Annotated in this window: 23 protein-coding genes and 2 pseudogenes; 6 read left to right on the forward strand and 19 right to left on the reverse strand. The window is 69.1% G+C overall.

Annotation, left to right across the window (positions count from 1 at the left end):
- Nucleotides 1–540: 540 nt before the first annotated feature.
- Nucleotides 541–984, forward strand: a complete 444-nt coding sequence (locus W7S_RS17860) for a hypothetical protein (protein WP_008258870.1) — start codon at nt 541–543, stop codon at nt 982–984.
- A gap of 226 nt (nt 985–1,210) precedes the next feature.
- Here the strand turns inward: W7S_RS17860 and dprA are convergent, their stop codons facing one another.
- A complete protein-coding gene (gene dprA / locus W7S_RS17865) occupies nt 1,211–2,383 on the reverse strand; it encodes a DNA-processing protein DprA (protein ID WP_008258871.1) in 1,173 nt (390 codons plus the stop codon).
- A 113-nt stretch (nt 2,384–2,496) separates the two neighbouring features.
- On the opposite strand from dprA, the gene W7S_RS17870 reads away from it, so the two are divergent.
- Nucleotides 2,497–2,772 carry a DUF4190 domain-containing protein gene (locus W7S_RS17870; protein WP_008258872.1) on the forward strand — a complete coding sequence of 92 codons (276 nt, stop codon included), beginning with the start codon at nt 2,497–2,499 and terminating at the stop codon, nt 2,770–2,772.
- Between the two features lie 26 nt (nt 2,773–2,798).
- Here W7S_RS17870 and W7S_RS17875 read toward each other — a convergent pair whose 3' ends face one another.
- The 5 genes and pseudogenes from W7S_RS17875 to W7S_RS17895 all read right to left on the reverse strand — a co-directional run bounded on the left by W7S_RS17875 (nt 2,799) and on the right by W7S_RS17895 (nt 9,042).
- A complete protein-coding gene (locus W7S_RS17875; protein WP_008258874.1) occupies nt 2,799–4,310 on the reverse strand; it encodes a YifB family Mg chelatase-like AAA ATPase in 1,512 nt (503 codons plus the stop codon).
- Nucleotides 4,310–4,684, reverse strand: coding sequence for a YraN family protein (locus W7S_RS17880; protein ID WP_008258875.1), 375 nt, complete (start codon nt 4,682–4,684; stop codon nt 4,310–4,312). The genes W7S_RS17875 and W7S_RS17880 overlap by 1 nt, the downstream gene beginning before the upstream one ends.
- A gap of 123 nt (nt 4,685–4,807) precedes the next feature.
- Nucleotides 4,808–5,630, reverse strand: a pseudogene (gene fdhD / locus W7S_RS17885) (formate dehydrogenase accessory sulfurtransferase FdhD).
- A complete protein-coding gene (locus tag W7S_RS17890; RefSeq protein WP_170320604.1) occupies nt 5,630–7,987 on the reverse strand; it encodes an FdhF/YdeP family oxidoreductase in 2,358 nt (785 codons plus the stop codon). The pseudogene fdhD and the gene W7S_RS17890 overlap by 1 nt, the downstream one beginning before the upstream one ends.
- 65 nt (nt 7,988–8,052) lie before the next feature.
- Nucleotides 8,053–9,042, reverse strand: coding sequence for an NAD-dependent epimerase/dehydratase family protein (locus tag W7S_RS17895; RefSeq protein ID WP_008258878.1), 990 nt, complete (start codon nt 9,040–9,042; stop codon nt 8,053–8,055).
- A gap of 191 nt (nt 9,043–9,233) precedes the next feature.
- Between W7S_RS17895 and W7S_RS17900 the strand changes: the two genes are divergently transcribed.
- On the forward strand, nt 9,234–10,004 hold the full coding sequence (locus tag W7S_RS17900) for a GAF and ANTAR domain-containing protein (RefSeq protein ID WP_008258879.1): 771 nt from the start codon (nt 9,234–9,236) through the stop codon (nt 10,002–10,004).
- A 6-nt stretch (nt 10,005–10,010) separates the two neighbouring features.
- On the opposite strand, the gene W7S_RS17905 is transcribed toward W7S_RS17900, so the two are convergent.
- The 4 genes and pseudogenes from W7S_RS17905 to rplS all read right to left on the reverse strand — a co-directional run bounded on the left by W7S_RS17905 (nt 10,011) and on the right by rplS (nt 12,446).
- Nucleotides 10,011–10,316 carry a DUF2469 domain-containing protein gene (locus tag W7S_RS17905; RefSeq protein ID WP_003875077.1) on the reverse strand — a complete coding sequence of 102 codons (306 nt, stop codon included), beginning with the start codon at nt 10,314–10,316 and terminating at the stop codon, nt 10,011–10,013.
- A gap of 15 nt (nt 10,317–10,331) precedes the next feature.
- Nucleotides 10,332–11,103, reverse strand: a pseudogene (locus W7S_RS17910) (ribonuclease HII).
- A gap of 2 nt (nt 11,104–11,105) precedes the next feature.
- On the reverse strand, nt 11,106–12,002 hold the full coding sequence (lepB, locus tag W7S_RS17915; RefSeq protein ID WP_008258883.1) for a signal peptidase I: 897 nt from the start codon (nt 12,000–12,002) through the stop codon (nt 11,106–11,108).
- 102 nt (nt 12,003–12,104) lie between these two features.
- A complete protein-coding gene (gene rplS, locus W7S_RS17920) occupies nt 12,105–12,446 on the reverse strand; it encodes a 50S ribosomal protein L19 (protein ID WP_007775353.1) in 342 nt (113 codons plus the stop codon).
- A 351-nt stretch (nt 12,447–12,797) separates the two neighbouring features.
- Here rplS and W7S_RS17925 point away from each other — a divergent pair, with 351 nt between their 5' ends.
- On the forward strand, nt 12,798–13,784 hold the full coding sequence (locus tag W7S_RS17925) for a hypothetical protein (protein WP_008258885.1): 987 nt from the start codon (nt 12,798–12,800) through the stop codon (nt 13,782–13,784).
- Here W7S_RS17925 and trmD read toward each other — a convergent pair.
- From trmD to W7S_RS17950, 5 genes are all read right to left on the reverse strand, one after another.
- Nucleotides 13,781–14,476 (reverse strand): tRNA (guanosine(37)-N1)-methyltransferase TrmD, encoded by a 696-nt coding sequence (gene trmD / locus W7S_RS17930; RefSeq protein WP_008258887.1) that lies wholly within the window; start codon nt 14,474–14,476, stop codon nt 13,781–13,783. The two genes, W7S_RS17925 and trmD, sit on opposite strands and share 4 nt — an antisense overlap.
- 11 nt (nt 14,477–14,487) lie before the next feature.
- A complete protein-coding gene (rimM, locus tag W7S_RS17935; protein ID WP_008258891.1) occupies nt 14,488–15,003 on the reverse strand; it encodes a ribosome maturation factor RimM in 516 nt (171 codons plus the stop codon).
- Between the two features lie 9 nt (nt 15,004–15,012).
- Nucleotides 15,013–15,255 carry an RNA-binding protein gene (locus W7S_RS17940; RefSeq protein ID WP_003878715.1) on the reverse strand — a complete coding sequence of 81 codons (243 nt, stop codon included), beginning with the start codon at nt 15,253–15,255 and terminating at the stop codon, nt 15,013–15,015.
- 8 nt (nt 15,256–15,263) lie between these two features.
- A complete protein-coding gene (gene rpsP, locus W7S_RS17945) occupies nt 15,264–15,785 on the reverse strand; it encodes a 30S ribosomal protein S16 (protein WP_008258899.1) in 522 nt (173 codons plus the stop codon).
- Between the two features lie 219 nt (nt 15,786–16,004).
- Nucleotides 16,005–16,424 carry a nuclear transport factor 2 family protein gene (locus W7S_RS17950; RefSeq protein ID WP_008258903.1) on the reverse strand — a complete coding sequence of 140 codons (420 nt, stop codon included), beginning with the start codon at nt 16,422–16,424 and terminating at the stop codon, nt 16,005–16,007.
- Nucleotides 16,425–16,483: 59 nt separating this feature from the next.
- Here W7S_RS17950 and W7S_RS17955 point away from each other — a divergent pair, with 59 nt between their 5' ends.
- Complete coding sequence (locus tag W7S_RS17955) at nt 16,484–17,371, forward strand: D-alanyl-D-alanine carboxypeptidase family protein (RefSeq protein WP_008258904.1); 888 nt, start codon at nt 16,484–16,486, stop codon at nt 17,369–17,371.
- 84 nt (nt 17,372–17,455) lie between these two features.
- Here the strand turns inward: W7S_RS17955 and W7S_RS17960 are convergent, their stop codons facing one another.
- The 4 genes from W7S_RS17960 to ffh all read right to left on the reverse strand — a co-directional run bounded on the left by W7S_RS17960 (nt 17,456) and on the right by ffh (nt 22,633).
- Nucleotides 17,456–18,037 (reverse strand): TetR/AcrR family transcriptional regulator, encoded by a 582-nt coding sequence (locus W7S_RS17960; RefSeq protein ID WP_014712076.1) that lies wholly within the window; start codon nt 18,035–18,037, stop codon nt 17,456–17,458.
- Nucleotide 18,038: 1 nt separating this feature from the next.
- The gene (locus W7S_RS17965; protein WP_008258907.1) at nt 18,039–19,871 is read right to left on the reverse strand and encodes an amidohydrolase family protein; all 1,833 of its coding nucleotides are present in this window, start codon (nt 19,869–19,871) and stop codon (nt 18,039–18,041) included.
- A 103-nt stretch (nt 19,872–19,974) separates the two neighbouring features.
- On the reverse strand, nt 19,975–21,057 hold the full coding sequence (locus W7S_RS17970; RefSeq protein WP_008258908.1) for an amidohydrolase family protein: 1,083 nt from the start codon (nt 21,055–21,057) through the stop codon (nt 19,975–19,977).
- 19 nt (nt 21,058–21,076) lie between these two features.
- The gene (gene ffh / locus W7S_RS17975; RefSeq protein WP_008258909.1) at nt 21,077–22,633 is read right to left on the reverse strand and encodes a signal recognition particle protein; all 1,557 of its coding nucleotides are present in this window, start codon (nt 22,631–22,633) and stop codon (nt 21,077–21,079) included.
- 139 nt (nt 22,634–22,772) lie between these two features.
- Between ffh and W7S_RS17980 the strand changes: the two genes are divergently transcribed.
- Nucleotides 22,773–23,567: an alpha/beta hydrolase gene (locus tag W7S_RS17980; protein WP_014712077.1), complete on the forward strand. Its 795-nt coding sequence runs from the start codon at nt 22,773–22,775 to the stop codon at nt 23,565–23,567.
- The last annotated feature ends 45 nt before the right edge of the window (nt 23,568–23,612 follow it).

A 23,612-nucleotide genomic window follows, 5' to 3' on the forward strand; every position in this document is an offset into this window, starting at 1 on the left:
TACTGCCCCCGTGGAGTATTGACCTTGATGGCTTCTATTATGCGCATGTAAGACTGATTCGGGTATACGTTAGAAAATTTGGTTGGCCGCATCAACCGAAGTTTCCACCGGCCTGGGAATCGAACGGTAGCGCAGAATGGCCGGGGCGGACTTGCGGTGAACTGCCAACGCGCGACGGCCGCCGGGAACCGGGCCTGAACTCGGCTTTTGTCCCGATCGGCAATGAGGTCGAGCTGAGCGCCGAGCCGGCCTCGTCGCACTAGCGGATGGGCATTCGGACCGTCGACGGAACTCGATGAATTCAAACGCCTTTCGCCGCGCTGCGGATAGGTGGACCTGACGCGCCGGTGCGGCGTCGCTTGCCCCGGTCACCACAGCTGCCGCCAACCTTGACCGCGAATCGACGTCTGGCCTCTGAACAGCAGAAAAGCATCGGTCAGCGAAATCCGTTGAGTACCCGTCATTCGGTCACAGGGCGGCTTGGCGATCGATATTGCCAATTACTCACTGCGGTAAGGCTTTCTGCGTACTGTTCTCGACATGGAGTTGACAGCAATCTTGTGTAACCACGCTGAGGCGCAAAACAACTTGTTGTACATCTCGGCGGGAGGCATAGACCAGGTCCACATTCCGGCCGGGCACCCGGTGCCCTTTACGGTCTCGGTGGGCCTCGGAATTGTCGTCGAAGTACCGCGGACGGCGAGCGACCGAGAGCACACGGTCGACATTGAACTACTGGACTCGGACGGGCGTGCAGTTGAGGTTCAAAGCGGTGTGGACGAATACGAACCGTTCCGCACCCAATTTAAATTCAACATCGGCAAGTCGAACCGTCACGAGGTCGACGAAACCCAGTCAGTTGCCTTCGCAGTCAACATTCCGGTACTTCGGTTGGAGAAGCTGGGCTCGTATGTCTTCACCGTCAGCGTCGATGAGACCGTTCAGCGCCGCCTCCCTTACCGGCTGGTTGGACAGGCGGCGTGACCGGTCGACCAACGTTCTCCTGTCGGCTTCCGGCCCCGGCCGACCACACGAGCCTCAGTATTCCCACAGACTGACTGGCAATTAGCCCGACCATGCGCGCATGACAAGTGGTTTGTCCTGCGATGTGATTCGTTCAGCGCCTCGCAATATCTGGATCCCGTCAGCGCGCAACGAGCTGCGCGGTTGTGCTTCCCCGGCGCACGAGCGGCTCTCCGGCCGATCCCGTTCAGGAAGGCAGCACCGTCGCCGCGGCGCCGTGTGCGCGCACGATTCGCCAGCGCCCGTCCTGGCGCCGCAGCAACCCGGCCAGCTCCAGCATCGCCAGCGGTCCCAGCACCTGCTCGGGCATCAGCCCGGACGCGGCCGCGATCTCGTCGACGGTGGCGCCGCCGCGGCCCGGTAACGCCTCGTATACCCGGTGCTCGGTGTCGCTGAGGCCGTCGAGAGGCGTGACCGGGCGGGGCTCGTCGGAGGCCAGTTCGCCGATGTGGCCGATGAGTTCGACGATGTGGTCGGCCCGGGTAACCAGCTCGGCACCGTCGCGCAGCAGCGCATGGCAGCCCGCCGACGCCGACGATGTCACGGGTCCGGGCACCGCGGCCACCACTCGCCCCAACGCCCGCGCCCAGGCCGCGGTGTTGGCCGCCCCGCTGCGCAGACCGGCTTCCACCACCACCGCGGCCCCGGCGGCCGCGGCCACCAGCCGATTGCGGGTCAGGAACCGGTGGCGCGCGGGGCGGACGCCGGGCGCGTATTCGGTGAACACCAGCCCGTGCTGGCCGATGCGGTGCAGCAGCGCGGTGTGCCCGCTCGGGTAGGGGACGTCGAGCCCGCCGGCGAGGACCGCCACGGTGATCCCGTCGCACTCCAGCACGGCCCGGTGAGCGGCGCTGTCGATGCCGTAGGCGCCGCCGGAGACGACCGCGACGTCACGCTGCGCCAGGTCGGCCGCCAGTTCGCCGGCCACCCGCTCGCCGTACGACGTCGACGCGCGCGTCCCGACCACGGCGGCCGCCCGCTGCGCGACGTCATCGAGTCGGGCCGGCCCCTGCGCCCACAACACCATGGGCGGAACCATCGGCGGACCGCCGCGCCGTCGCGGCTCGGCACCGTGGAACCCGGCGAACGGCAGCAGCGGCCACTCGTCGTCGTCGGGGGTGATCAACCGCCCGCCCCGGCGAGCGATCATCTCGAGATCGGCCGCTGAGGTGTCGATGTCGCGCCTGGCCCGGGTGTGGCGGGCCAGGTCGTCGTCAACCGATCCCCGCCGGACCCGCTCGGCCGCCTCGACCGGGCCCACACATCGCACCAGGGCGGCCAGCCCGGAACAGGGCGGTTCGGCCACCCGGGACAGATAGGCCCACGCCCGCAGGGCGGCGCCGTCGGCCGTGGCGCTCATCGCCGCGCTCCCGGCCCCAAGGATTCGCCAAGGATCCGTCCAGCCGCCCGGGCGAACGTGTTGTCGTCAGCCGCCGGCCGCCGCACGCCGGCCCGCACCGAACGGAGCGAACGATGATGCTCGACCTGTCGATGGCGTGCCCGGCCTCCGAGCGCCCCAAAAACCCCTGGGCGGTCTCGGCGTTCGTGCTGAGTATGGTCAGCTGGATCGGGTTTCCCATCCCCCTCATCAGCATCGGCCTGGCCTGCGTCGCGCTGCGCGAGATGGAACACCGTCGCGAAAGCGGGCGTGCCATGGCACAATTCGCCCGCGCGTTCGCGATCCTGGTGAGCGTCGCGATCGCGGTGCGGGGCGGGCACACCGATTGGCTGACGATGGCGCGCTGGTGACCCGGGCTGCCGGTCGGCCGCGGCGCTCATCGCTGCGCCCCGGGCTGGCGGAAGCTGAGCGCGGCGGCGACCTCGTCGAGCCCGGGCGATGTGCGGCCGGCCAGGTCCGCCAAGCTCCACGCGACCCGCAACGTGCGATCGAGGCCGCGGATGCTGAGCAGCCCATGATCCAGCGCCTTTTGCAGCGGCTCCATCACCGCGTTGCCGGGGCGGAACTTTCGCCGCAGCAGCGTCCCGCTGACCTCGGCGTTGGTGCGGCAACCGTGCGGCAGCCAACGCTGCGCGGCGGCCTCACGCGCGGCCGCCACCCGCTGACGGACCTGTGCCGTGGATTCGCCGTCGCGACGCGAGAACGCCTTTGCCCGCACCGGATCCATCTGCACCCGGAGGTCCACGCGATCCAGCAGCGGCCCGGACAACTTGCCCAGGTAGCGGCGTTTGGTCGCCGCCGGGCACATGCAGTCCTGCGGATCGGCCGGCGCGCAGGGGCACAAGTTGGCGGCCAGCACCAGTTGGAACCGGGCCGGATAGCACGCCACGCCGTCGCGGCGGGCGAGGCGAATTTCGCCGTCCTCCAACGGTGTTCGCAGGGCCTCCAACGCGCTAACCCGGATCTCGGCGCACTCGTCGAGGAAGAGCACCCCACGATGAGCCCGGCTGACAGCGCCCGGGCGGGCCATCCCGGAGCCGCCGCCGACCAGCGCCGCGACGCTGGAACTGTGATGCGGCGCCACGAACGGCGGCCGGGTGATCAACGGCGTGTCCCCCGACAGCAACCCGGCCACCGAGTGGATCGCGGTGACTTCCAGCGACTCGCTCTCCGTCAACGGCGGGAGCAGGCCCGGAAGGCGTTGCGCGAGCATCGTTTTGCCCACTCCCGGCGGGCCGGTAAGCATCAGGTGGTGCGCCCCGGCGGCGGCCAGCTCCACCGCGAACCGCGCTTGCGCCTGTCCGATCACGTCGACCAGATCCACCACCGGTTCCTCAGCCGTGCCGTCCGCATGGATCCGGTTGTCCAGGACGCCGGTGCCGCCGAGCCATTTCTGCAACTGACCCAGGGTCCGCACGCCCCACACATCGATGCCGTCCACCAGGCTCGCCTCGGCGAGGTTGTCCATCGGGACCACCACGGCCGGCCATCCGTCCCGTTTGGCGGCCAGCACCGCGGGCAGCACTCCGCGCACCGGCCGGACCCGTCCGTCCAGCGACAGCTCGCCCAGCAGCACCGTTTTCTCCAGTCGGTCCCACGGGTTCTTCCGCTGCGCCGACAGCACCGCGGCGGCCAGCGCGATGTCGTAGACGGACCCCATCTTCGGCAACGTCGCCGGCGACAACGCCAATGTGAGCCGGGCCTGCGGCCAGGCGTTGCCGCAATTGGCGACCGCGGCCCGGACCCGGTCGCGCGACTCCTGCAGCGCGGCGTCGGGCAGGCCCACCAGGTGCACGCCCGGCAGTCCGGAAGCGATGTCGGCCTCGATTTCCACGATCTCCCCGTCCACGCCGCGCACCGCGACGGAGAACGCGCGCCCCAGCGCCATCAGCCGATCCCTTGCAGATGGGTGATCTCGGGGGTGCGGCGGCGCCCGACCCGCACCCCGATCACATCGATGCGGATCGCCGCCCATCGCCGATCCTGGCCGGCCAGCCACAGCCCGGCCAGCCGGCGCAGCCGCCGGACCTTGCGCGGGGTGACGGCATGAGCCAGCCCCCCGTAACCGTCACCGGTGCGGGTCTTGACCTCGACGAACACCGCCGTGCCGGCGTCGTCGCAGGCGATGATGTCGAGTTCGCCGTAGCGGCAGCGCCAATTGCGGTGCAGGATCCGTAATCCCGCCCGCGTCAGATGATCCACGGCGAGCGCCTCGCCCATCGCCCCCAGCTGGATCCGGGTCATCGTCGTTTCGGTCGTCATGCGAGCCACCGTGCCCGGCGGCCCCGACGGAGCGGGCCGCCACCGGCGCCCGCACCCGCCCGCACCGGCCGGTTATCCCCAGTGCGGCATCCATCCACAGCCGATGGCGCGGCACCCATCGGGTTACGTGATGCGGTCGGCCCGGGTGTAGATGTTCATCGAATCCTCCCGCAAAAACGCCACCAGCGTGATGCCGGACTCCTCGGCCAGCGAAACCGCCAGCGACGACGGCGCGGACACGGCCGCCAGCACCGGAATCCCCGCCATCACGGCCTTTTGGGTCAGCTCGAACGACGCCCGCCCACTGACCAGCAGCACGCAGGCCTGCAGCGGTATCCGCTGATGCTCCAACGCCCAGCCGATCACCTTGTCGACCGCGTTGTGCCTGCCGACGTCCTCGCGCACCACCAGCATCTCGCCGTCGACGCCGAACAGCGCCGCCGCGTGCAGCCCCCCCGGTGCTGTCGAAAACCTTTTGTGCGGAACGAAGTTGGCCGGGCATCGTTTTCAACATGCTCGCCGCGACAGTGGCGGGATCGGCGCCCGGAGTGAACCGGCTGACCAACCGCACCGCATCCAGCGAAGCCTTGCCGCACACCCCGCACGACGAGGTGGTGTAGAAGTTGCGGGTGACATCGAGGTCCGGTTTGGGAACACCGGGCGCCAGCGTCACGTCCAGCACGTTGTACGTGTTCGCGCCGTCATCGCCACGCCCGGCGCAGTAGCGGATGGTGTGCACGTCGTCACGGCCACCGATGACCCCCTCGGTGAGCAGAAAGCCTTGGGCGAGTTCGATATCCGATCCCGGCGTGCGCATCGTCACGGTGACCGCCACCCCGTCGACCCGGATCTCCAAAGGCTCCTCGACCACCAGGGTTTCCGCCCGGGTGGTCGCCTTCTCGGCCCTCAGATGCGTCACCCGGCGACGCGACGTTACGTGCCCCACTACGCCATTTCACCGCCGGTAGCCGGCAACGCGGCCGTCGCGGGCTCCACCCTGATGACGACGGCTTTCGACACCGGCGTGTTCGATTTCGCCGCCGTGTGATCCAGTGGAACAAGCGAATTGGTCTCCGGGTAGTAGGCCGCGGCATTACCGGCCGGAGTGGAATACGCAACCACCAGAAAGTCTTTCGCGCGCCGCTCCTGAAGCCCGCCGTCGGCGTCCGTCCACTCCGACACCAGGTCGACCCGCTCGCCCTCGGTCAGGCCGAGGGCTTCGATGTCGGCGGGGTTGACGAACACCACCCGACGCCCGCCCTTGACCCCGCGGTAACGGTCGTCGAGGCCGTAGATCGTGGTGTTGTACTGGTCGTGGCTGCGTATCGTCTGCAGCACCAGTCGGCCCGGCGGCACCGGCACCCACTGCAGCGGGTTGATCGCGAAGTTGGCCCGCCCCGTGCTGGTGTGGAATTCACGTGTGTCTCGCGGCGGGTGCGGGAGCTGGAACCCGTCGGGCTGACGCACCTTGCGATTGTAATCGGTGCAGCCGGGGACCACCGCGGCGATCGCGTCGCGGATGGTGTCGTAGTCGGCCGCGAAGCTTTCCCACGGAACCGGGTGCGCCGCACCGAGAATCGTTAGGGCCAGCTGGCAGACGATTTCCACCTCGCTGCGCAGCTGGTCGCTCGGTGGGCGCAGCCTGCCGCGTGACAAGTGCACCATTGACATCGAATCCTCAACCGAGACAACCTGTTTCCGACCGTCACGAATGTCACGGTCGGTGCGCCCGAGTGTCGGCAGGATCAGCGCGGTGTTCCCGTGCACCAGGTGGCTGCGGTTGAGTTTGGTCGAGATCTGCACGGTCAGCGCGCAATTGCGCAAGGCGGCCTCGGTGACGACGGTATCGGGGGTGGCCGACGCGAAGTTACCACCCATACCCACGAACACCTTGGCCCGCCCGTCGCGCATCGCCCGGATCGCAGCCACGGTGTCATACCCGTGCTTGCGGGGAGTGGTGATGCCGAACCGACGATCCAGGGCGGCCAGAAACTCCTCGGGCATCTGCTCCCAGATGCCCATCGTCCGATCGCCCTGCACATTGGAATGCCCACGGACGGGGCAGACTCCCGCGCCCGGCTTGCCGATCATGCCGCGCAGCAGCAGCACGTTGGTGATCTCGCCGATGGTGGCGACCGCGTGGGCGTGCTGGGTCAGGCCCATCGCCCAGCACACCACCGTGCGCCGCGACGCCATCAGCATGGCGGCGACGCGGTCGAGCTGCCGGCGCTCGATCCCGGTGGCGGCGAACACGTCGTCCAGGTCGATGTCGACGGTCCGACGCCGGTACTCGTCGAACCCGGCGCAGTGCGCCTCGACGAACGCGGTGTCGATGACGGTTCCCGGGGCGCGGTCGTCGGCCTCGAGCAGCAGCCTGCCCAGCCCGGCGAACAGCGCCATGTCACCGCCGAGACGGATCTGCACGAATTCGTCGGCGATCGGGATGCCGTGGCCGACGACGCCGCGCACCTTCTGCGGGTCTTTGAACCGGATCAATCCGGCCTCGGGCAGCGGGTTCACCGCAATGATCTTGGCGCCGTTGGCCTTTGCCTTCTCCAACACCGACAACATCCGCGGGTGGTTGGTGCCCGGGTTTTGTCCGGCGATGACGATCAGGTCGGCAAGCTCGACGTCCTCGACGGTGACCGAGCCCTTTCCGATTCCGATCGACTCGGTGAGCGCCGAGCCCGAGGACTCGTGGCACATGTTGGAGCAGTCCGGCAGGTTGTTGGTGCCGAAGCACCGGACCAGTAGCTGATAGCAGAACGCGGCCTCGTTGCTGGTGCGGCCCGACGTGTAGAACACCGCCTCATCGGGGCTGCCCAGGCCGGCCAACTGATCGGCGATCAAGCGGTAGGCGTCGTCCCAGCCGATCGGCCGGTAGTGGTCGTCGCCGGGGCGCAGCACCATGGGCTCGGTGAGCCTGCCCTGTTGGGACAGCCAATACTCGGGCTTCGCCGACAGCTCGGCGATCGAGTGCCGGGCGAAGAATTCCGGCGTGACAGTACGTTTCGTGGCCTCCTCGGCGACGGCCTTGGCGCCGTTCTCGCAGAACTCGGCCACCTTGCGCCCACCCGGCTCCTCGGGCCACGCGCAGCCGGGGCAGTCGAAGCCGTTGCGCTGGTTGAGCCGGGCCAGCGCCGCGGCGGTGCGCAGCGCGCCCATCTGCTCGAACCCCCGCTGCAACGAGACCATCACCGCCCGAACGCCCGCCGCCTCGCGCTTACGCGGCGTGACGGTGACCGCGTGTTCGTCGTAATCGGCGGCGGCAGGCCTAGACACGGCCGAACGGTGAGACCTCACAGCAACAAATTACCGCCTGGCGGCCCGGCGGCGCGCTCTCCGGTCCCAGACCGGCCCAGACCGTCTCAGACCGCACCGGCCAGCGCCGCCAAGGCCTGCGCCGAGGTGTGAACGGGCCGCCAGCCCAGCTGGGTCTTGGCCTTGGTGGTGTCCATGACCATCGACGTGCGCGCGGTGTGCAGCCATTCCAGCATGGACGGCACCAGCGGAACCCGCGAGATCGCCGCCGACGCCGCTGAAGCCGCGACGGCGGGGACCCGTACCGGCCGCCCGCCCAACGCCTTGGCCACGTCGGCCACCGACACCACGCCGTCACCGGCGATGTTGTAGGCCCCCGGCGGCGCCGGGGCGGTCGCCGCCAGCGCGATCGCGGACGCGACATCGTCGTGGTGAACCAGTTGCAGCGGGAAACCCGGATCCGGCACCACCGGCTTCAGCATCGGAACGGCCTTGAGTGCCTTGACAATGGCGCGCAGCGGGCCGGGCAGCTGATTCCACGGCATGGCGTCGGCGAGGGCGGTGGCGTTGGACCCGGCGACCACACACGGGCGCAAGACGAAGATCTCCAGCGCCGAATCCTTCGTGATGTCTGCGAGCATCGCCTCGCACGCGGCCTTCTGTGCGGAGTAGTAATGCTCGGCGGACCCCCGCACCGGCACGTCCTCGGTCAGCGGGACGGGGTTGTCGGAGTGGTAGCCGTAGGCCGCCACCGACGAGGTGTACACCAGGCGCCGCGGCCGCTCGGCGGCCACCGTCGCTTCGAAGACGTTGCGGGTCCCTTGCAGATTGACGCGGGCGCTCTCGTCGCGCGAGCCCATGATGATGAAGGCGAGATGGATCACCACGTCGGCCCGAGCAACCAGGGCGTCGACGGCCTGGCGGTCCAGGATGTCGCCCTGCTGATAGGTGGTCTTCAGCCAGCCTCGTGACGACGGGTCAAACGGCCGGCGGGCCATCCCGATCACGGCGTCGACGGCGGGTTCGCGCTCCAGCGCCGTCACCGCGGAGATCCCGATCTCGCCGGTGGGTCCGGTCACCGCGACGGTCACACCCATTCAGACGTCCTTCCCGTCCGCGGCCAGCCGAAACTCCGCCCGGGGAACGTCACACCGGTCGACGGCGGCCGGCAGCATGCGCCGATCCGCTGCAACCGGACCAAACCGCGTGTAAGGGTTGGGTCGGCGGCCGATAATCTACCGCGATCGACAGGCTACGCCGTCGACACCGCAAGAAACGAGGCAACAACATGGCGGAGGACCCGAAAGCCCGCGCGGGGGCGCTCCCGACTGGTGGGGAGAAAGCCGACCCCGCGACGGTTTTCGCAGCTCTGGCCGAAATCATCTACCGGGGCTCGGATGCCAACGAGATGTACGCGGCCATCTGTGTCGCCGCCACCCTGGCCATCCGCGGCTGCGACCACGCCAGCCTGATGGTGCGCGAGAACGACCGGTACGTCACCGTCGGCGCCAGCGACCGGCTGGCGCAGCAGGTCGACGAGCTGGAACGCCGCGCCGGCGACGGCCCGTGCATCGATGCGATCGAGGAGGAGACGCCCCAGATCGAGCCCGACCTCACCACGCCGTCGATGTGGCCCAAGCTGGCGGCGGTGCTGGTCGCGGAGACACCGGTGCGGGGGGCGATGGGATTTCGGCTCCTGGTCGACAAACGCAAAGGCGCGGCGCTCAACCTGTTCAGCGATACCCCGAACATGTTCGACGCCGAGGCCGCCGGGCGGGCGGCGGTGCTGGCGGCCTTCGCGAGCGTCGCCATCAACGCGGTCGCCAAGGGGGAAGACGCCGCCAGCCTGCGCCGGGGGCTGCTCAGCAACCGCGAGATCGGCAAGGCGGTCGGCATGCTGATGCTGCTGCACGACATGAGCGAGGACGACGCCTTCGACCTGCTGCGCCGCCATTCCCAGGCGCTGAACATCAAGCTGGCCGAGGTCGCCCGCGCGGTGATCGAGCAACGCGGCCAGCTGCCCGCCCTCGCGGAAAACCAGCTGCCCCCGAACGCCTGAACGGCGCTATTCGGGGAGCCGCAGCTCGGGCTTCTCGACCTCTTCGATGTTGACGTCCTTGAAGGTGACCACGCGCACCTGCTTGACGAACCGCGCCGGCCGGTACATGTCCCACACCCAGGCGTCCGACAACCGCAGCTCGAAGTAGACCTCGCCGTCGGCGTTGCGCGGCGTCATCTCCACGCTGTTGGCCAGGTAGAAGCGCCGTTCGGTTTCCACGACGTAGCTGAACTGGCCGACGATGTCCTTGTATTCGCGGTACAGCGAGAGCTCCATCTCGGTTTCATACTTTTCGAGATCTTCTGCACTCATCTGCCACTCATCCGCTCAGACGTCCTTCTCCCACATGGTGTCCCCGGGACCCTGGTCCCATCTTTCCTCACCGATATCCGTCGCGCTGCAGCGGTGGGTCCGGATCGCAGTCGGCCACCAGCCTGGTGCCCGATCCGTTCGCGACGCGCCGCACGTTGATGAACGAATAGCGGTGCTCCGGGCAGGGGCCCAGCCGCGCCAGCGCCGTGCTGTGCGCCGGCGTGCTGTAGCCCTTGTGCAGGGCGAAGCCGTAGCCGGGGTGATCGGCCTCCATGGCCACCATCAGCCGGTCGCGGCTGACCTTCGCCAGCACGCTGGCCGCCGCGATGCACGCCGCGACCCCGTCGCCACCGATGACCGGCAGCGACGGGACCGCCAGGCCGGGCACCCGGAAACCGTCGCTGAGGACATAGCCCGGCCGCACGGACAGCCCGGCGACGGCGCGGCGCATCCCCTCGATGTTGGCGACGTGCACACCGCGCCGGTCCACCTCGGCGGGCGGGATGAACACCACGTGGTAGGCCAACGCGTAGCGGCGGATCAGGGGGAACAACTTCTCCCGGGCGGCCTCGGTGAGCTTCTTGGAATCATCAAGCGCGGCAAGGCTTTCCATTCGCCCCGGGCCGAGCACACAGGCGGCCACCACCAGCGGGCCCGCGCAGGCGCCGCGGCCGACCTCGTCGACGCCGGCCACCGGGCCCAGCCCGTTGCGGTACAGCGCCGACTCCAGGGTGCGCAACCCTGACGACTTCCGGATCACCGTGCGCGGCGGCCACGTCGTGGCCATGGTTACCGAGTCTGCTGCGGGTTCACCGACTCCACGCCACCCCACCGGGACGGCGGCCACACGATGAACCTGGCCTTGCCGATCACATTGGACACCGGCACGGTCCCCGTGGTGGGGTCGCCCGTGCACAGCACGCCCTTGAGCGCCTCGGCGGGCACGCTGGTGCAGTGGGCGCGCGAATCCGCCGAGTGCGTCCGGTTGTCGCCCATTACCCACAATCGCCCGGCCGGGACGGCGACCGGCCCGAACTCGCTGCCCAGGCACGGGTAGACCGACGGGTCGGCCGCCATGGTGTTGCGATCCAGGTACGGCTCCTTCAGCGGCTTGCCGTCGACCGTCAGCCCGGTCTCCGCCCGGCACGCCACCGTCTGCCCGCCGACCGCGATGACCCGCTTCACCAGGTCGTTTTCGTCCGGCGGGACGAAGCCGATGAACGACAGCGCGTTCTGCATCCAGCGCAGCACGGTGTTGTTGGACCGGATCGACTTGTAGCCGAGGTTCCACGGCGGCGGCCCCTTGAAGACGATGACGTCGCCGGGGCTCGGCGCGCTGAACCGGTAGCTGATCTTGTCCACCATGATCCGGTCGCCGACGCAGCCGGTGCAGCCGTGCAGCGTGGGCTCCATCGATTCCGACGGGATCAGGTAGGGCCGCGCGACGAACGTCAACATGACGTAGTAGAGCGCGACGGCGATCACCGCCAGCAGGGCGAATTCGCGCAGCGTGGAGTGCTTGGCGCCGGCGGGCTCGGACGCCTGGTCCGGTTGACCTGGTTCGGGGACCGGCCGGTCGGCCGCGTCGGCGTCGTCGGGGCGCGTCTCCGGATTGCGCGTAGAGACCTTCGGATCTGATTCGCCAGCGTGGGACTGGGGGTTAGATGAATCCGCGGTGTCGGTCACGTGATCAGCGTAGCCAGCACAGGTTGTCGCCCGGCAAGCCGGCGAGTGATCCGCTTCGGAAACCCGTAAGGCGAATCACCAGCGCCGCCAAGGCGTCCCGGCTCAGCGCTTCTCCTTGATCTTGGCCTTCTTGCCGCGAAGCTCCCGCAGGTAGTACAGCTTGGCGCGGCGGACATCACCACGGGTCACGACCTCGATGTGGTCGATGTTGGGCGAGTGCACCGGGAAGGTCCGCTCGACGCCGACGCCATAGCTTTCCTTGCGGACGGTGAAGGTCTCGCGGATGCCACCGCCCTGGCGGCGGATCACCACGCCCTTGAACACCTGGATGCGCTCCTTGGCGCCCTCGATGACCTTGACGTGCACGTTGATGGTGTCGCCCGGGCCGAAAACCGGGATGTCGTCGCGCAGCGACGCCTGATCGACGAAGTCCAGCCGGTTCATCTGAGAGACACTTCCTTGAGGTCGCGGCCGACGGCAGCTACCCACACGTAGGTGTGAGGCGGTCGCCGAGCCGATGGGCTTTCTGGCGTATCTCGCAGCGGGCGGGAAATGGCGCAGGCGGCCTGCAGCCGCTGGAGACAACTGGTCAATTGTGCCAGACGGTGCGCGTGCCGCGAAAATCACACGAAGTAGGCGGTTCGCTGCGAGCCGAATGCGCTGGTGAATGGTACATATGACTGGGGTCGGAACGCGCTACCCGCACCATTGCGTGACGGCCGGTACGGGTGGCGCGAGGGATCCCGCCGTTGCACTGTGTCCAAGTCACGTCCGAAGTCGCGCGGAAGGAGTGGAATGCGGGTACGGCCGCTGACGCTGCTCACCGCCACCGCGGCGGTGACGTTGGTGGTCGCCGCCGGTTCCGAGGCGTTGGTTCAGGCCAAGGTGTACAGCCTGCCGGTCAACGCGCCCGTTCGGGTCATCCCGCAGCGGCCGGCACCCGCACCACCGCAGTCGGCGGCGCTGATGCTCGAGGCCGCCACACCGCCGCAGGAGCCCCAGCCGCCCCAGGCGCTGCCGGTCGCGGGGTCGGCCCCGCTACAGGCCCGCGTCCAGCAGGCCACCGAGGAGGCCGCCGCGAGCGGCGCCGCGCTGTCGGTGGCCATTCTCGATCGCCGCACCCACCAGCTGGTTTCCAACGGCAACGGCCAGGTCGTGGGCACCGCGTCGGTGGCGAAGCTGTTCATCGCCGACGACCTGTTGCTGCACCAGGCCGAGGGCAAGGCCGCTTTGAGCGCCGAGGACCGCCAGGCGCTCGACATCATGCTGCAGTCCTCCGACGACGGCGCCGCCGAGCGGTTCTGGGGGCAGGGCGGCGGGTCCGCCATCATCTCCGAGGTGGCCGCCCGGTACGGCCTCGCGTCCACCACCCCGCCCAGCGACGGGCGCTGGTGGAACACGATGAGCTCGGTGACCGACCTGATCCGCTACTACGAGATGCTGCTGGACGGCTCCGGGGGCCTGCCCGCCGACCAGGCCAAGATCATCGTCAACGACCTGGCCCAGTCCACCCCCAACGGCGTCGACGGCTACCCGCAGCGGTTCGGCATCCCGGACGGCCTGTACGCCGAACCGGTCGCCGTCAAGCAGGGCTGGATGTGCTGCATCGGCAGCGACTGGATGCACCTGTCGACGGGCGTGATCGGGGCCGACCGCCGCTACATCATGGTGGTCCAGTCCCTGCAGGCCTCCGACGACGCCACCGCGCGGGACACCATCACCCGCGCGGTCAAGACGATCTTTCCCGAGGGCCGCATCGACGCGGTGGCGCGCGGCCTCTAGTCCCCTGGGTCCAGCAGCTCCGGGCGGCGTTCGCGGGTGCGCTGCAGCGAGATCTCCCGTCGCCACGCGGCGATCCGCGCATGATCACCGGAGAGCAGGACCTCGGGGACCTGCAACCCCCGCCAGCTCGGCGGCCGGGTATAGCTGGGGCCCTCCAGGCGGCGATCCAGCGCCGGCGAGTGCGAATCATCATGGCGCGACGCGGGATTGCCCAGGACGCCGTCGAGGAGCCGCAGCACGGCCTCGATCATCACGACGGCAGCCGACTCGCCGCCCGGCAACACGTAGTCGCCGATGGAGACCTCTTCCACCCGCATCCGCCGCCCGGCGTCCTCGATGACGCGCTGGTCGATGCCCTCGTAGCGGCCGCACGCGAACGCCAGGTGCTTCTCGGCGCTCCAGCGCGCGGCGGTGGCCTGCGTGAACAGGGCGCCGGCCGGCGTCGGGACCACCAAAAGCGTTTCGCCGGAGCAGATCTCGTCGAGGGCATCACCCCACACCGGCGCCTTCATCACCATCCCCGGGCCGCCGCCGTAGGGGGCGTCGTCGACCGAGCGGTGCACGTCGTGCGTCCACCGCCGCAGGTCGTGTACCGCCAAATCGACGAGCCCGGACTGAATCGCCTTGCCCGGCAACGATTGCCGCAGCGGGTCCAGGTAGGCGGGAAAGATCGTGACGACGTCGATTCTCATCTTTCAAGGCCCTACAGATCCAGGAGGCCTTCGGGCGGATCGATCTCGATGGTGCCGTCGTCCAGCGACACCGACGTCACGATCGCGGTCACGAACGGCACCAACGCCTCCCCGGATTCGCGCCGCACCGCCAATAACTCCCCCGCGGCGGTGTGCAGGACCTCGGCGACGACACCGACGTCGTGTCCCGTGATCGTCCGCACGTGCAGGCCTTCGAGTTCATGATCGTAGTAGGTGTCGGCCTCGTCGATCGGCGGCAAATCGTCGGAATCGACGACGAACAGGGTGCCGCGCAGCGCGTCGGCGGCGTCGCGGTCGGTGATGCCGGCCAGCCGCACCAGCAGCCGCCCGCCGTGTTCACGCGCGCTCTCGACGACGAAATCCCGCTCCCCACCACCGCGAGAAGCCTTGCCGCGCAACGTATTACCCGGCGCGAACCGGGCGTCCGGGTCGTCGGTGCGGATTTCGACGACGATTTCGCCGCCGATCCCGTGCGCTTTGACGACGCGCCCGACGGTCAGTTCCACCGGGGTTCTCTACTGGTCGGTGTCCACCACGTCGACGCGGATGCCGCGACCGCCGATACCGGCGACCAGCGTGCGCAGCGCGGTCGCCGTGCGACCGCCGCGGCCGATCACCTTGCCCAAGTCGTCGGGATGGACGTGGACCTCGACCGTCCGCCCCCGGCGGCTGGTCACCATGTCCACCCGGACGTCGTCGGGGTTGTCAACGATCCCGCGAACCAGGTGCTCAACAGCGTCAACGACAACCGTACTCATCGCCGCGATCAGCTCTCGGTGGTCGACTCGGCCTGCTCGCCGCCCTCGGCGGGCGCCTCGGCCGGCTTCGTCTCGGCGGTCTGCGCGGCGCCCTCGGACTCGGCCTTGGACTCGCCCTCGGCGGCCTTCGCGGTCTTCTTCGCCGGGGACTTCTTCTTCGGCTTCGCGGCCTCGGTGGTCGGTCCGCCCTCGGCCTCGGCCAGCGCGGCGTTGAACAGCTCCAGCTTGCTGGGCTTGGCGGGCTTGACCTTCAGGCGGCCCTCGGCGCCGGGCAGACCCTTGAACTTCTGCCAGTCGCCGGTGATCTGCAGCAGCTTGCGGACGGGCTCGGTGGGCTGGGCGCCCACGGACAGCCAGTACTGGGCGCGCTCGGAGTCGATCTCGATGAGGCTCGGCTCTTCCTTCGGGTGATACCGGCCGATGACCTCGATGGAGCGACCGTCGCGCCGGGTCCGCGCGTCGGCGACGGCGATGCGGTACTGGGGATTGCGGATCTTGCCAAGCCGGGTGAGCTTGATCTTGACAGCCATGGTTGAGCGACTTCTCCTGTGTGTGTCACGCTGCAATTCAGCGATCGGGGCGGGAATGCCCGGATCCGGTTTTGCCTCGCGTTTCTGACCGGCCGGCGATGCGTGATCGCTCGGCGGACAGCCGCCTATTGTGCCAGACCAGGGGCGGCGATCAGAAATCGTGGCGATCGCACGCGCGGCCCGGCCGGGCGCGGCGGGTGGCCACCATCCGGTCGAGCCTCACATCACCTTCTGGAAGACCTTGGTCTCCGCGCGCCGGGTCATCCGCCAGCCCTCGGGGGTGCGCGCGAACTCGTCGTCGTACCAGAGGCCGCAGAACAGCACCTGCTCGTTATCGCCACCGAGCACCATCGGGTTGAAGCAGATCACCCGCGACGACGCCGTGTCCCCGTCGATGCGCACCGAGAAATTGCCGAGCATGTGGGCATACACCGGGAAGTTGGGCAGCACCTCGGCCAGCCACTTCTTGACCTCGGGATAGTGCCCCTCGATGCCGCCCAGCGCCGTGTAGTCGATGTAGGCGTCCGGGGTGAACACCCGGTCCAGGTCGTCGAAGCGGCGATTGTCGATGGCGGTGGAGTAATCCACCAGAAGCTGCTGGATCTCAAGGCGGTCGGATATCTCGGCCAGGCTCAACATGCATCGGACAGTAGACGAAAATCCGCGCCGACAAGGGCCGGAAGTTAGACTCTCGGCCCATGCGGAAGCTCGTGGGCTCGGTGTCCGGGATGGCCGCGGCGCTGCTCGCCGTCGTCGCGTTCGGTGCCCCTGTCCCCCTCTCGCGCGCCGACAGCAGCCAACCGATCGGCTCGATCCCCATCCCCGACGGCCCGGCGCAGACGTGGATCATCGCCGATCTGGACAGCGGTCAGGTGCTCGCCGGCCGCGACCAGAACGTGGCCCACCCGCCGGCGAGCACGATCAAGACGCTGCTGGCCCAGGTGGTCCTGGATTCGGTGAACCTGGATTCCACCGTCGTCGCCGATGTCGCCGACACCCAGGTCGAATGCAACTGCGTCGGCATCAAACCGGGCCGCACCTACACCGCGCGCCAGCTTCTCGACGGCCTGCTGCTGGTCTCGGGCAACGACGCCGCCAACACGTTGGCCCACATGCTGGGCGGCCCCGACGTCACCGTCGCCAAGATGAACGCGAAGGCGGCCTCGCTGGGCGCCACCAACACGCACGCGGCGACGCCGTCCGGCCTCGACGGCCCCGGTGGGTCGGGCTCGTCGACGGCGCACGACCTGGCCGTGATCTTCCGCGCGGCGATGGCCAATCCGGTGTTCGCGCAGATCACCGCCGAGCCGTCGGCGATGTTCCCCGGCGATAACGGCGACCGGCTCATCACCAACCAGGACGAACTGCTGCAGCGCTACCCCGGCGCGATCGGCGGCAAGACAGGGTTCACCAACGCCGCCCGCAAGACCTTCGTCGGCGCCGCCGCGCGCGGCGGCCGCCGGCTGGTGATCGCCATGATGTACGGGTTGGTGAAAGAGGGCGGGCCGTCGTATTGGGATCAGGCGGCGACGTTGTTCGACTGGGGATTCGCGCAAAGCCCGCAGGCCGGCATCGGCTCGCTGTAGTACCGCTCGCCCGAGCGCCGCGAGCAGACACAAAAGCACCCAATTTCCCGGCGTGTCGCGTGCTTTCGCGTCTGCTCGCGCAGCTCAATCCGGCAGCGCGGCGGTCAGCAGCGCCATCAGCACCGGGATCCGCTGGGCCGCGATGTCCGGTTGCGGCAGCACGCCTTCCACCACGGCGGCGCCGTCGAACACGTTGGTCATCAGCGCCACGAACACCGGGAAGGTGTCCTCGGGGAAGCGTTCGGCGCCCGGGAGCGCCCGGGCGGCGTCGTGGATCTTCGCCGCATACTGCCCGAGCTCGTGTTGCAAAGTCTCCCTGAGCTTTTCGTCGGTGCGGGCGGCCACCAGCAGTTCATAGATGACGGCGTTGGCCGGACCGCTGGTGATGTCACGCAGGATCCCCAGGGCCGGCCGGTCGGCGGGTATCTCGGCGACCCCCTTGGTGAACGACTCCAGCTGACGGCGCAGCACCTCCGACGCCGTCGCCGCCATGAAGTCGCCCATGGTGTCGAAGTGCCGGAACAGCGCGCCCACCGACACCCCGGCCCGCTTGGTGATCACCGCGGCCGACGCCCGGGCGTAGCCGACCTCGATGATGGTGGCGATGCAGGCGTCAATGAGCCGTCCGACGGTTTCCTCGCGGCGCTGTTGCTGGGTTCTGGCCATGTCACGCGCTCTGGGCCAGGGCGCCCTGTGGTCGGCGGGCGCGCTCGCCGGCCCGCAGGTAGCGGCCCGACGTCACGGTTTGCCCGTAGCCGTCGCGGAATCGGCCCCCGCCGAACACGACGACGCCGCCCACGCCGGTCGCGACGACGGCCTGGTCGTTGCGGTTGACCATGCGGCGCAGGCCGCCGTAGAACGGCACCGCTTCCTCGTGGTAGCGGTCGACGGATTCGTCGAGACCGGCCGGGTCGATGACCACGAAGTCCGCGCGGTCGCCGACCCTGAGCGTGCCGGCGTCGATGCCGAACCACTCGGCCAGTTCGCCGGTGAGCCGGTGCACCGCCTGCTGTATCGACAGGAAGGGCGCCCCGGCCCGGTGCGCGTCCTGGGTGCGCTTGAGCATGCGCAGTGCAAAGTTGTAGAACGCCATGTTGCGCAGGTGCGCGCCGGCGTCGGAGAAACCCATGTGGATGCTGGGGTCGGCGGCGAGCTTGTCGAGCTGCTTGGGCCGGTGGTTGGCCACGATGGTGGTCCACCGGACGTTGCGCTCGCCGTTTTCGACGAGCACGTCGAGGAACGCGTCCAGTGGGTGCAGGCCACGCTCGTCGGCGATCGCACCGAAACTCTTGCCGATCAACGACGCATCGGGGCATTCGACGATGACCGCGTCGTGAAAGTCGCGGTGCCACAGCGACGGCCCGAGCTTGATGCGGTCGAACTCGCGGCGGAACCGACGACGATAGGCCTCGTCGGCCAGAAGTTCGTTGCGCTGCAACTGATCCCGCAGGTGCAGCGCTGCGGTGCCCGCCCCGAACTCCTCGAACACCGGCAGATCGATTCCGTCGGAATACAATTCGAACGGCACCGGCAGGTGCTGGAACCGCACGGCCGAGCGCAGCAGGGTGTTGAGCACCCGGGTGCCGAGCCCGAACGTGTGCACGGCGAGCGGCATCGACTTGGCGTCCGCGGAGACCAGCATGCTCATCCGGACTCCCTTGCCGCGCCCGAAGATTCGGCTGCTGGTCAAGAAGAACATCAGCGACAGGATCGGGTTCTGAAGATTCGGTGCGCTCTGCAGGATCCGGCCGCGCTTGCGCAGGACTTTGATGAGTTTGCGCCGTTCCCGCCAGGTCGCGAAGGTGGACGGCAGCGCGCGGGACCGGAAACGTTCGCCGTCGAGTTTGTCGATGGCCGCGTCCATCCCGGACATGCCGAGCAGCCCGGCGTCCAGCGCCTCGTCGAGCAGCGCCGCCATCTTTTTCAGCTCGTCGTCGGTGGGCCGAATCGTCGGGTCGGTGGCCCGTTCCAGTCCGAGCACCGCGGTGCGCAGGTCCGAATGACCAAGCAGCGAACCGACATTGGGGCCCAGCGGCAGGGCGTCGATCGCCTTGACGTATTCCGCCGCCGTCGACCACGTCCGGCCCGAACTCAGCGCGCCGAAGACGTATTCGCGCGGAACCGCCTCCACTCGGCTGAACAGATCGGCGGCGTCCTCGGAATCGGCATAGACGGTCGACAACGAGCAGTTGCCCAGCAGCACGGTGGTGACACCGTGGCGCACCGACTCGCGCAGGCCGGGGTCCAGCAGCACTTCGGCGTCGTAGTGGGTGTGCACGTCGAGGAAGCCGGGCACGACCCATTTGCCGGCCGCCTCGATCACCTCGGGGCAACCGGTCTCGTCCAGCGCCTCGGCCGAGACGGCGACCACGACACCGTCGCGGATGCCCAGTGTGCGGGTGAGCGGCGCGGCGCCGGTGCCGTCGAACCACAATCCGTCGCGAATGATCACGTCGTAGGCCATGGCGTCCTTCCGGTCATCGTTGCCGAACGCTAACATAGATAGCAAGCACTCGCAATCTTTCTTCGGCGCAGCGTGGCGGTGCCCGGAAGCGCTGGTTAGTCTGCGTCACCGAGCGGCCGCGGCGACCGCGACGCGCCGGCTACGCCGGTGAACGGAAGATCTTGCCGCGCAACATGATCAGATCGGGATTGTTCAGCACGGCGGGCCCCGACCGCGGGTCGCGGGCGAAGCACAGCAGGTCCGCCGAGGCGCCGTGGTCGAGGCCGGGGCGGCCGAGCCAGCGGCGCGCGTCCCAGCAGGCCGCCCCCAGCGCCTGCGTCGGGCTCATGCCGATGCCCTTGAGCGCTTCGACCTCGTCGGCGATGCGACCGTGCGCGACCATGGTGCCGGCGTCACTTCCGGCATATATCTGCACGCCGGCTTCCCGCGCCGCGGCGATACGCGACGGGCCGCGCGCGTGCAGGTCGCGCATGTGGGCGGCGTAGGCCGGATACTTCGCGGCGGCCTCGGCGATGCCGGGGAAATTCTCGAGGACGTTGACCAGCGTGGGAACCAGCACGGTGCCGCGGGAGGCCATCAGCTCGATGGTGTCGTCGTCCAGGCCGGTGCCGTGTTCGATGCAGTCAATGCCGGCGTTGATCAGGCCGGGCAGCGCGTCCTCGCTGAAGACGTGCGCGGTGACCCGGGCGCCGTGGGCGTGGGCGGCCTCGATCGCGGCCGCCAGGACGTCGTCGGACCACAGTGGCGCGAGGTCGCCGGCGCCGCGGTCGATCCAGTCGCCGACGAGCTTGATCCAGCCGTCGCCGCGGCGCGCCTCCTCGGCGACCGCGTCCGGCAGCTGCCACTCGTCCTCCAGTTCGCGCGAGAACCCCGCCGCGTAGCGCTTGGGTCTGGCCAGATGCCTGCCGGCGCGGATGATGCGGGGCATGTCGTCGCGGTCGTCGAGGCTGCGCGTGTCGGTGGGCGATCCGCAGTCCCGCAACAACAACGCCCCGACGTCGCGTTCCGTCTCGGCCTGGGCGATCGCCTCGTCGAGCGGGATCTCGCCGTGATGGCCCAGGCCGACGTGGCAGTGGGCGTCCACCAGCCCGGGCACGATCCATCCGCCGTCGAAGACGGTGTCGGCGCCGGCGACCGGTTCGGTGCTGATGCGGCCGTCGACGATCCACAGTTGGATCTCGGTCTCGTCGGGCAGTCCCACGCCCCGCACGTGCAGCCGCACGGCGGCTAGTTTCTTCCGGTCACGACTTGCCCGGGAACTTCAGCTTGGACAGATCGAAGTCGGCCAGCCCGGGCGGCAGCTCGTTGAGACCCTCGGGCATCTGCGACAGGTCGGGGAACCCGGCCGGCATCCCGGCGGCCAGGGGGTTTCTCGCCTTGGGTGGCGTCGGGCCCCGCCCCCCCTTCTTCCCCTTCTTGCCCGCCTTGCCCTTGGCGCCCTTGGCCTTTCGCGTCGCGGACTTGCGGCCCATCCCCGGGATGCCCATGCCGCCGAGCATGGACGACATCATCTTGCGGGCCTCGAAGAAGCGGTCGACCAGCTGGTTGACCTCCGACACCGAGACGCCCGAACCGTTGGCGATGCGCAGCCGCCGCGAGGCGTTGATGATCTTCGGATCGGCGCGCTCGGCGGGCGTCATGCCGCGGATGATGGCCTGCAGGCGGTCGAGTTGGCGGTCGTCGACCTGGGCCAGCGCGTCCTTCATCTGCCCGGCCCCGGGCAGCATGCCCAGCAGGTTGCCGATCGGGCCCATCTTGCGGATGGCGAGCATCTGTTCCAGGAAGTCCTCGAGCGTGAGCTCGCCGGTGCCGATCTTGACCGCGGCGGCCTCGGCCTGTTCGGCGTCGAAGACCTGCTCGGCCTGCTCGATCAGGCTCAACACGTCGCCCATGCCCAGGATGCGGCTGGACATCCGGTCGGGATGGAAGACGTCGAAGTCCTCCAGCTTTTCGCCGGTGGAGGCGAAAAGGATTGGGACACCGGTCACTTCGCGGACCGAGAGCGCCGCGCCACCGCGGGCGTCGCCGTCGAGCTTGGTGAGCACCACCCCGGTGAAGCCGACGCCCTCGCGGAACGCCTCGGCGGTGGTGACGGCGTCCTGACCGATCATCGCGTCCAGGACGAACAGGACCTCGTCGGGATTGATGGCGTCGCGGATGGCCGCGGCCTGCGCCATCAGTTCGTCGTCGATGCCCAGCCGGCCGGCGGTGTCGACGATGACGACGTCGAAGTGCTTGGCGTTGGCCTCGGCGATCCCCGCCGCGGCGACCGCGACCGGGTCGCCGGGTCCGGACCCCGGGGATTCGCCCGGGTGCGGCGCGAACACCGGCACCCCGGCCCGCTCGCCGACCACCTGCAGCTGGTTGACCGCGGCCGGGCGCTGCAAGTCGCACGCCACCAGCAGCGGCGTGTGGCCCTGCCCGCGCAGCCAGGCCGCTAGCTTGCCGGCCAGCGACGTCTTACCGGAACCCTGCAGGCCGGCGAGCATCACCACGGTCGGCGGCGTCTTCGCGAACGCCAGCTGGCGGGTCTGTCCGCCCAGGATGCCGATGAGTTCCTCGTTGACGATCTTGACGACCTGCTGCGCCGGGTTGAGGGCACCCGACACCTCGGCGCCCTTGGCGCGGTCCTTAATCCGGGTGACGAAGGCGCGCACGACGGGCAACGACACGTCGGCTTCCAGCAGCGCCAGCCGGATCTCGCGGGTGGTGGCCTCGATATCGGCGTCGGTCAGTCGACCCTTGCCGCGTAGCCCCGCGAGGGCGCCGGTCAATCGGTCGGACAGCGATTCAAACACCCCGCCAGCCTAGTGGAGCACGTTGGGGCGGACTCGGCGCCGCCCGTCGACGCGACACTGCAACGACGCACACGACACGCCGGTAACGGTGTACGTCGTTTCAGTCTCGCAGGGACGGCGAGCGGGTTTGAATGGTCGAATGCTCGAGCTGATCGACAAAGGGTCCTGCACTGCCGAGCACCCGGTGCCCCTGCTCTTCGTCCACGGCGGGTGGCACGGCGCGTGGTGCTGGGAACACTTCCAGGACTTCTTCGCCGGCGCCGGCTACCGCACGGTCGCGGTGAGCCTGCGCGGGCACGGCACCAGCCCCACCGCGAAGCCGTTGCGCAAGGTATCCATCGCCGACTACATCGAGGACGTCCGCTCGGTGGCCGACGACCTCGGTGGCGCGCCGATCCTGATCGGGCACTCCCTGGGCGGGTTCGTGATCCAGCGCTACCTCGAAGAGCGCAGCGCCCCGGCCGCGGTGCTGGTGGGCTCGGTGCCGCCGCAGGGCGTGCTCAGATTGGCGTTGCGCGTCTGGCGCCGCCGGCCGTCGATGACCATGGAAGCCTGGAACGATCCCACGCTGCTGAAATTTTTGGCCACCCCGGCGCTGGCCCGCGAGTACCTCTTCTGCGCCGACACACCCGAGGACATCGTCGAGGCCTGCCGGCAACAGGCCGGGGCCGAGAGCGTGCGCGCCGCCATGACCGATCCGATGGTCCGCCGCGTCCGGACCCGGCGGGTGACGACGCCGATCCTGGTCCTGGGCGCCGAGCACGACGGCTTCGTCAGCCCCGGCGACGTGCGCGCCACCGCGCGGGCCTACGGCACCGAGCCGGAATTCTTTTCCATGGGCCACAACATGATGCTCGAGCCGGGCTGGGCCGACGTCGCCGAACGCATCCGCGACTGGCTGCAGACCCACGAAGCGGTGACCCACGCGCGATAGCGAGTCGAGTCGCTCCAACATCGAAAAGCGTTGGCGTGCTAGATT

The sequence above is a fragment of the Mycobacterium sp. MOTT36Y genome (assembly GCF_000262165.1).
In the GTDB taxonomy this organism is placed as follows: Bacteria; Actinomycetota; Actinomycetes; order Mycobacteriales; family Mycobacteriaceae; genus Mycobacterium; species Mycobacterium intracellulare.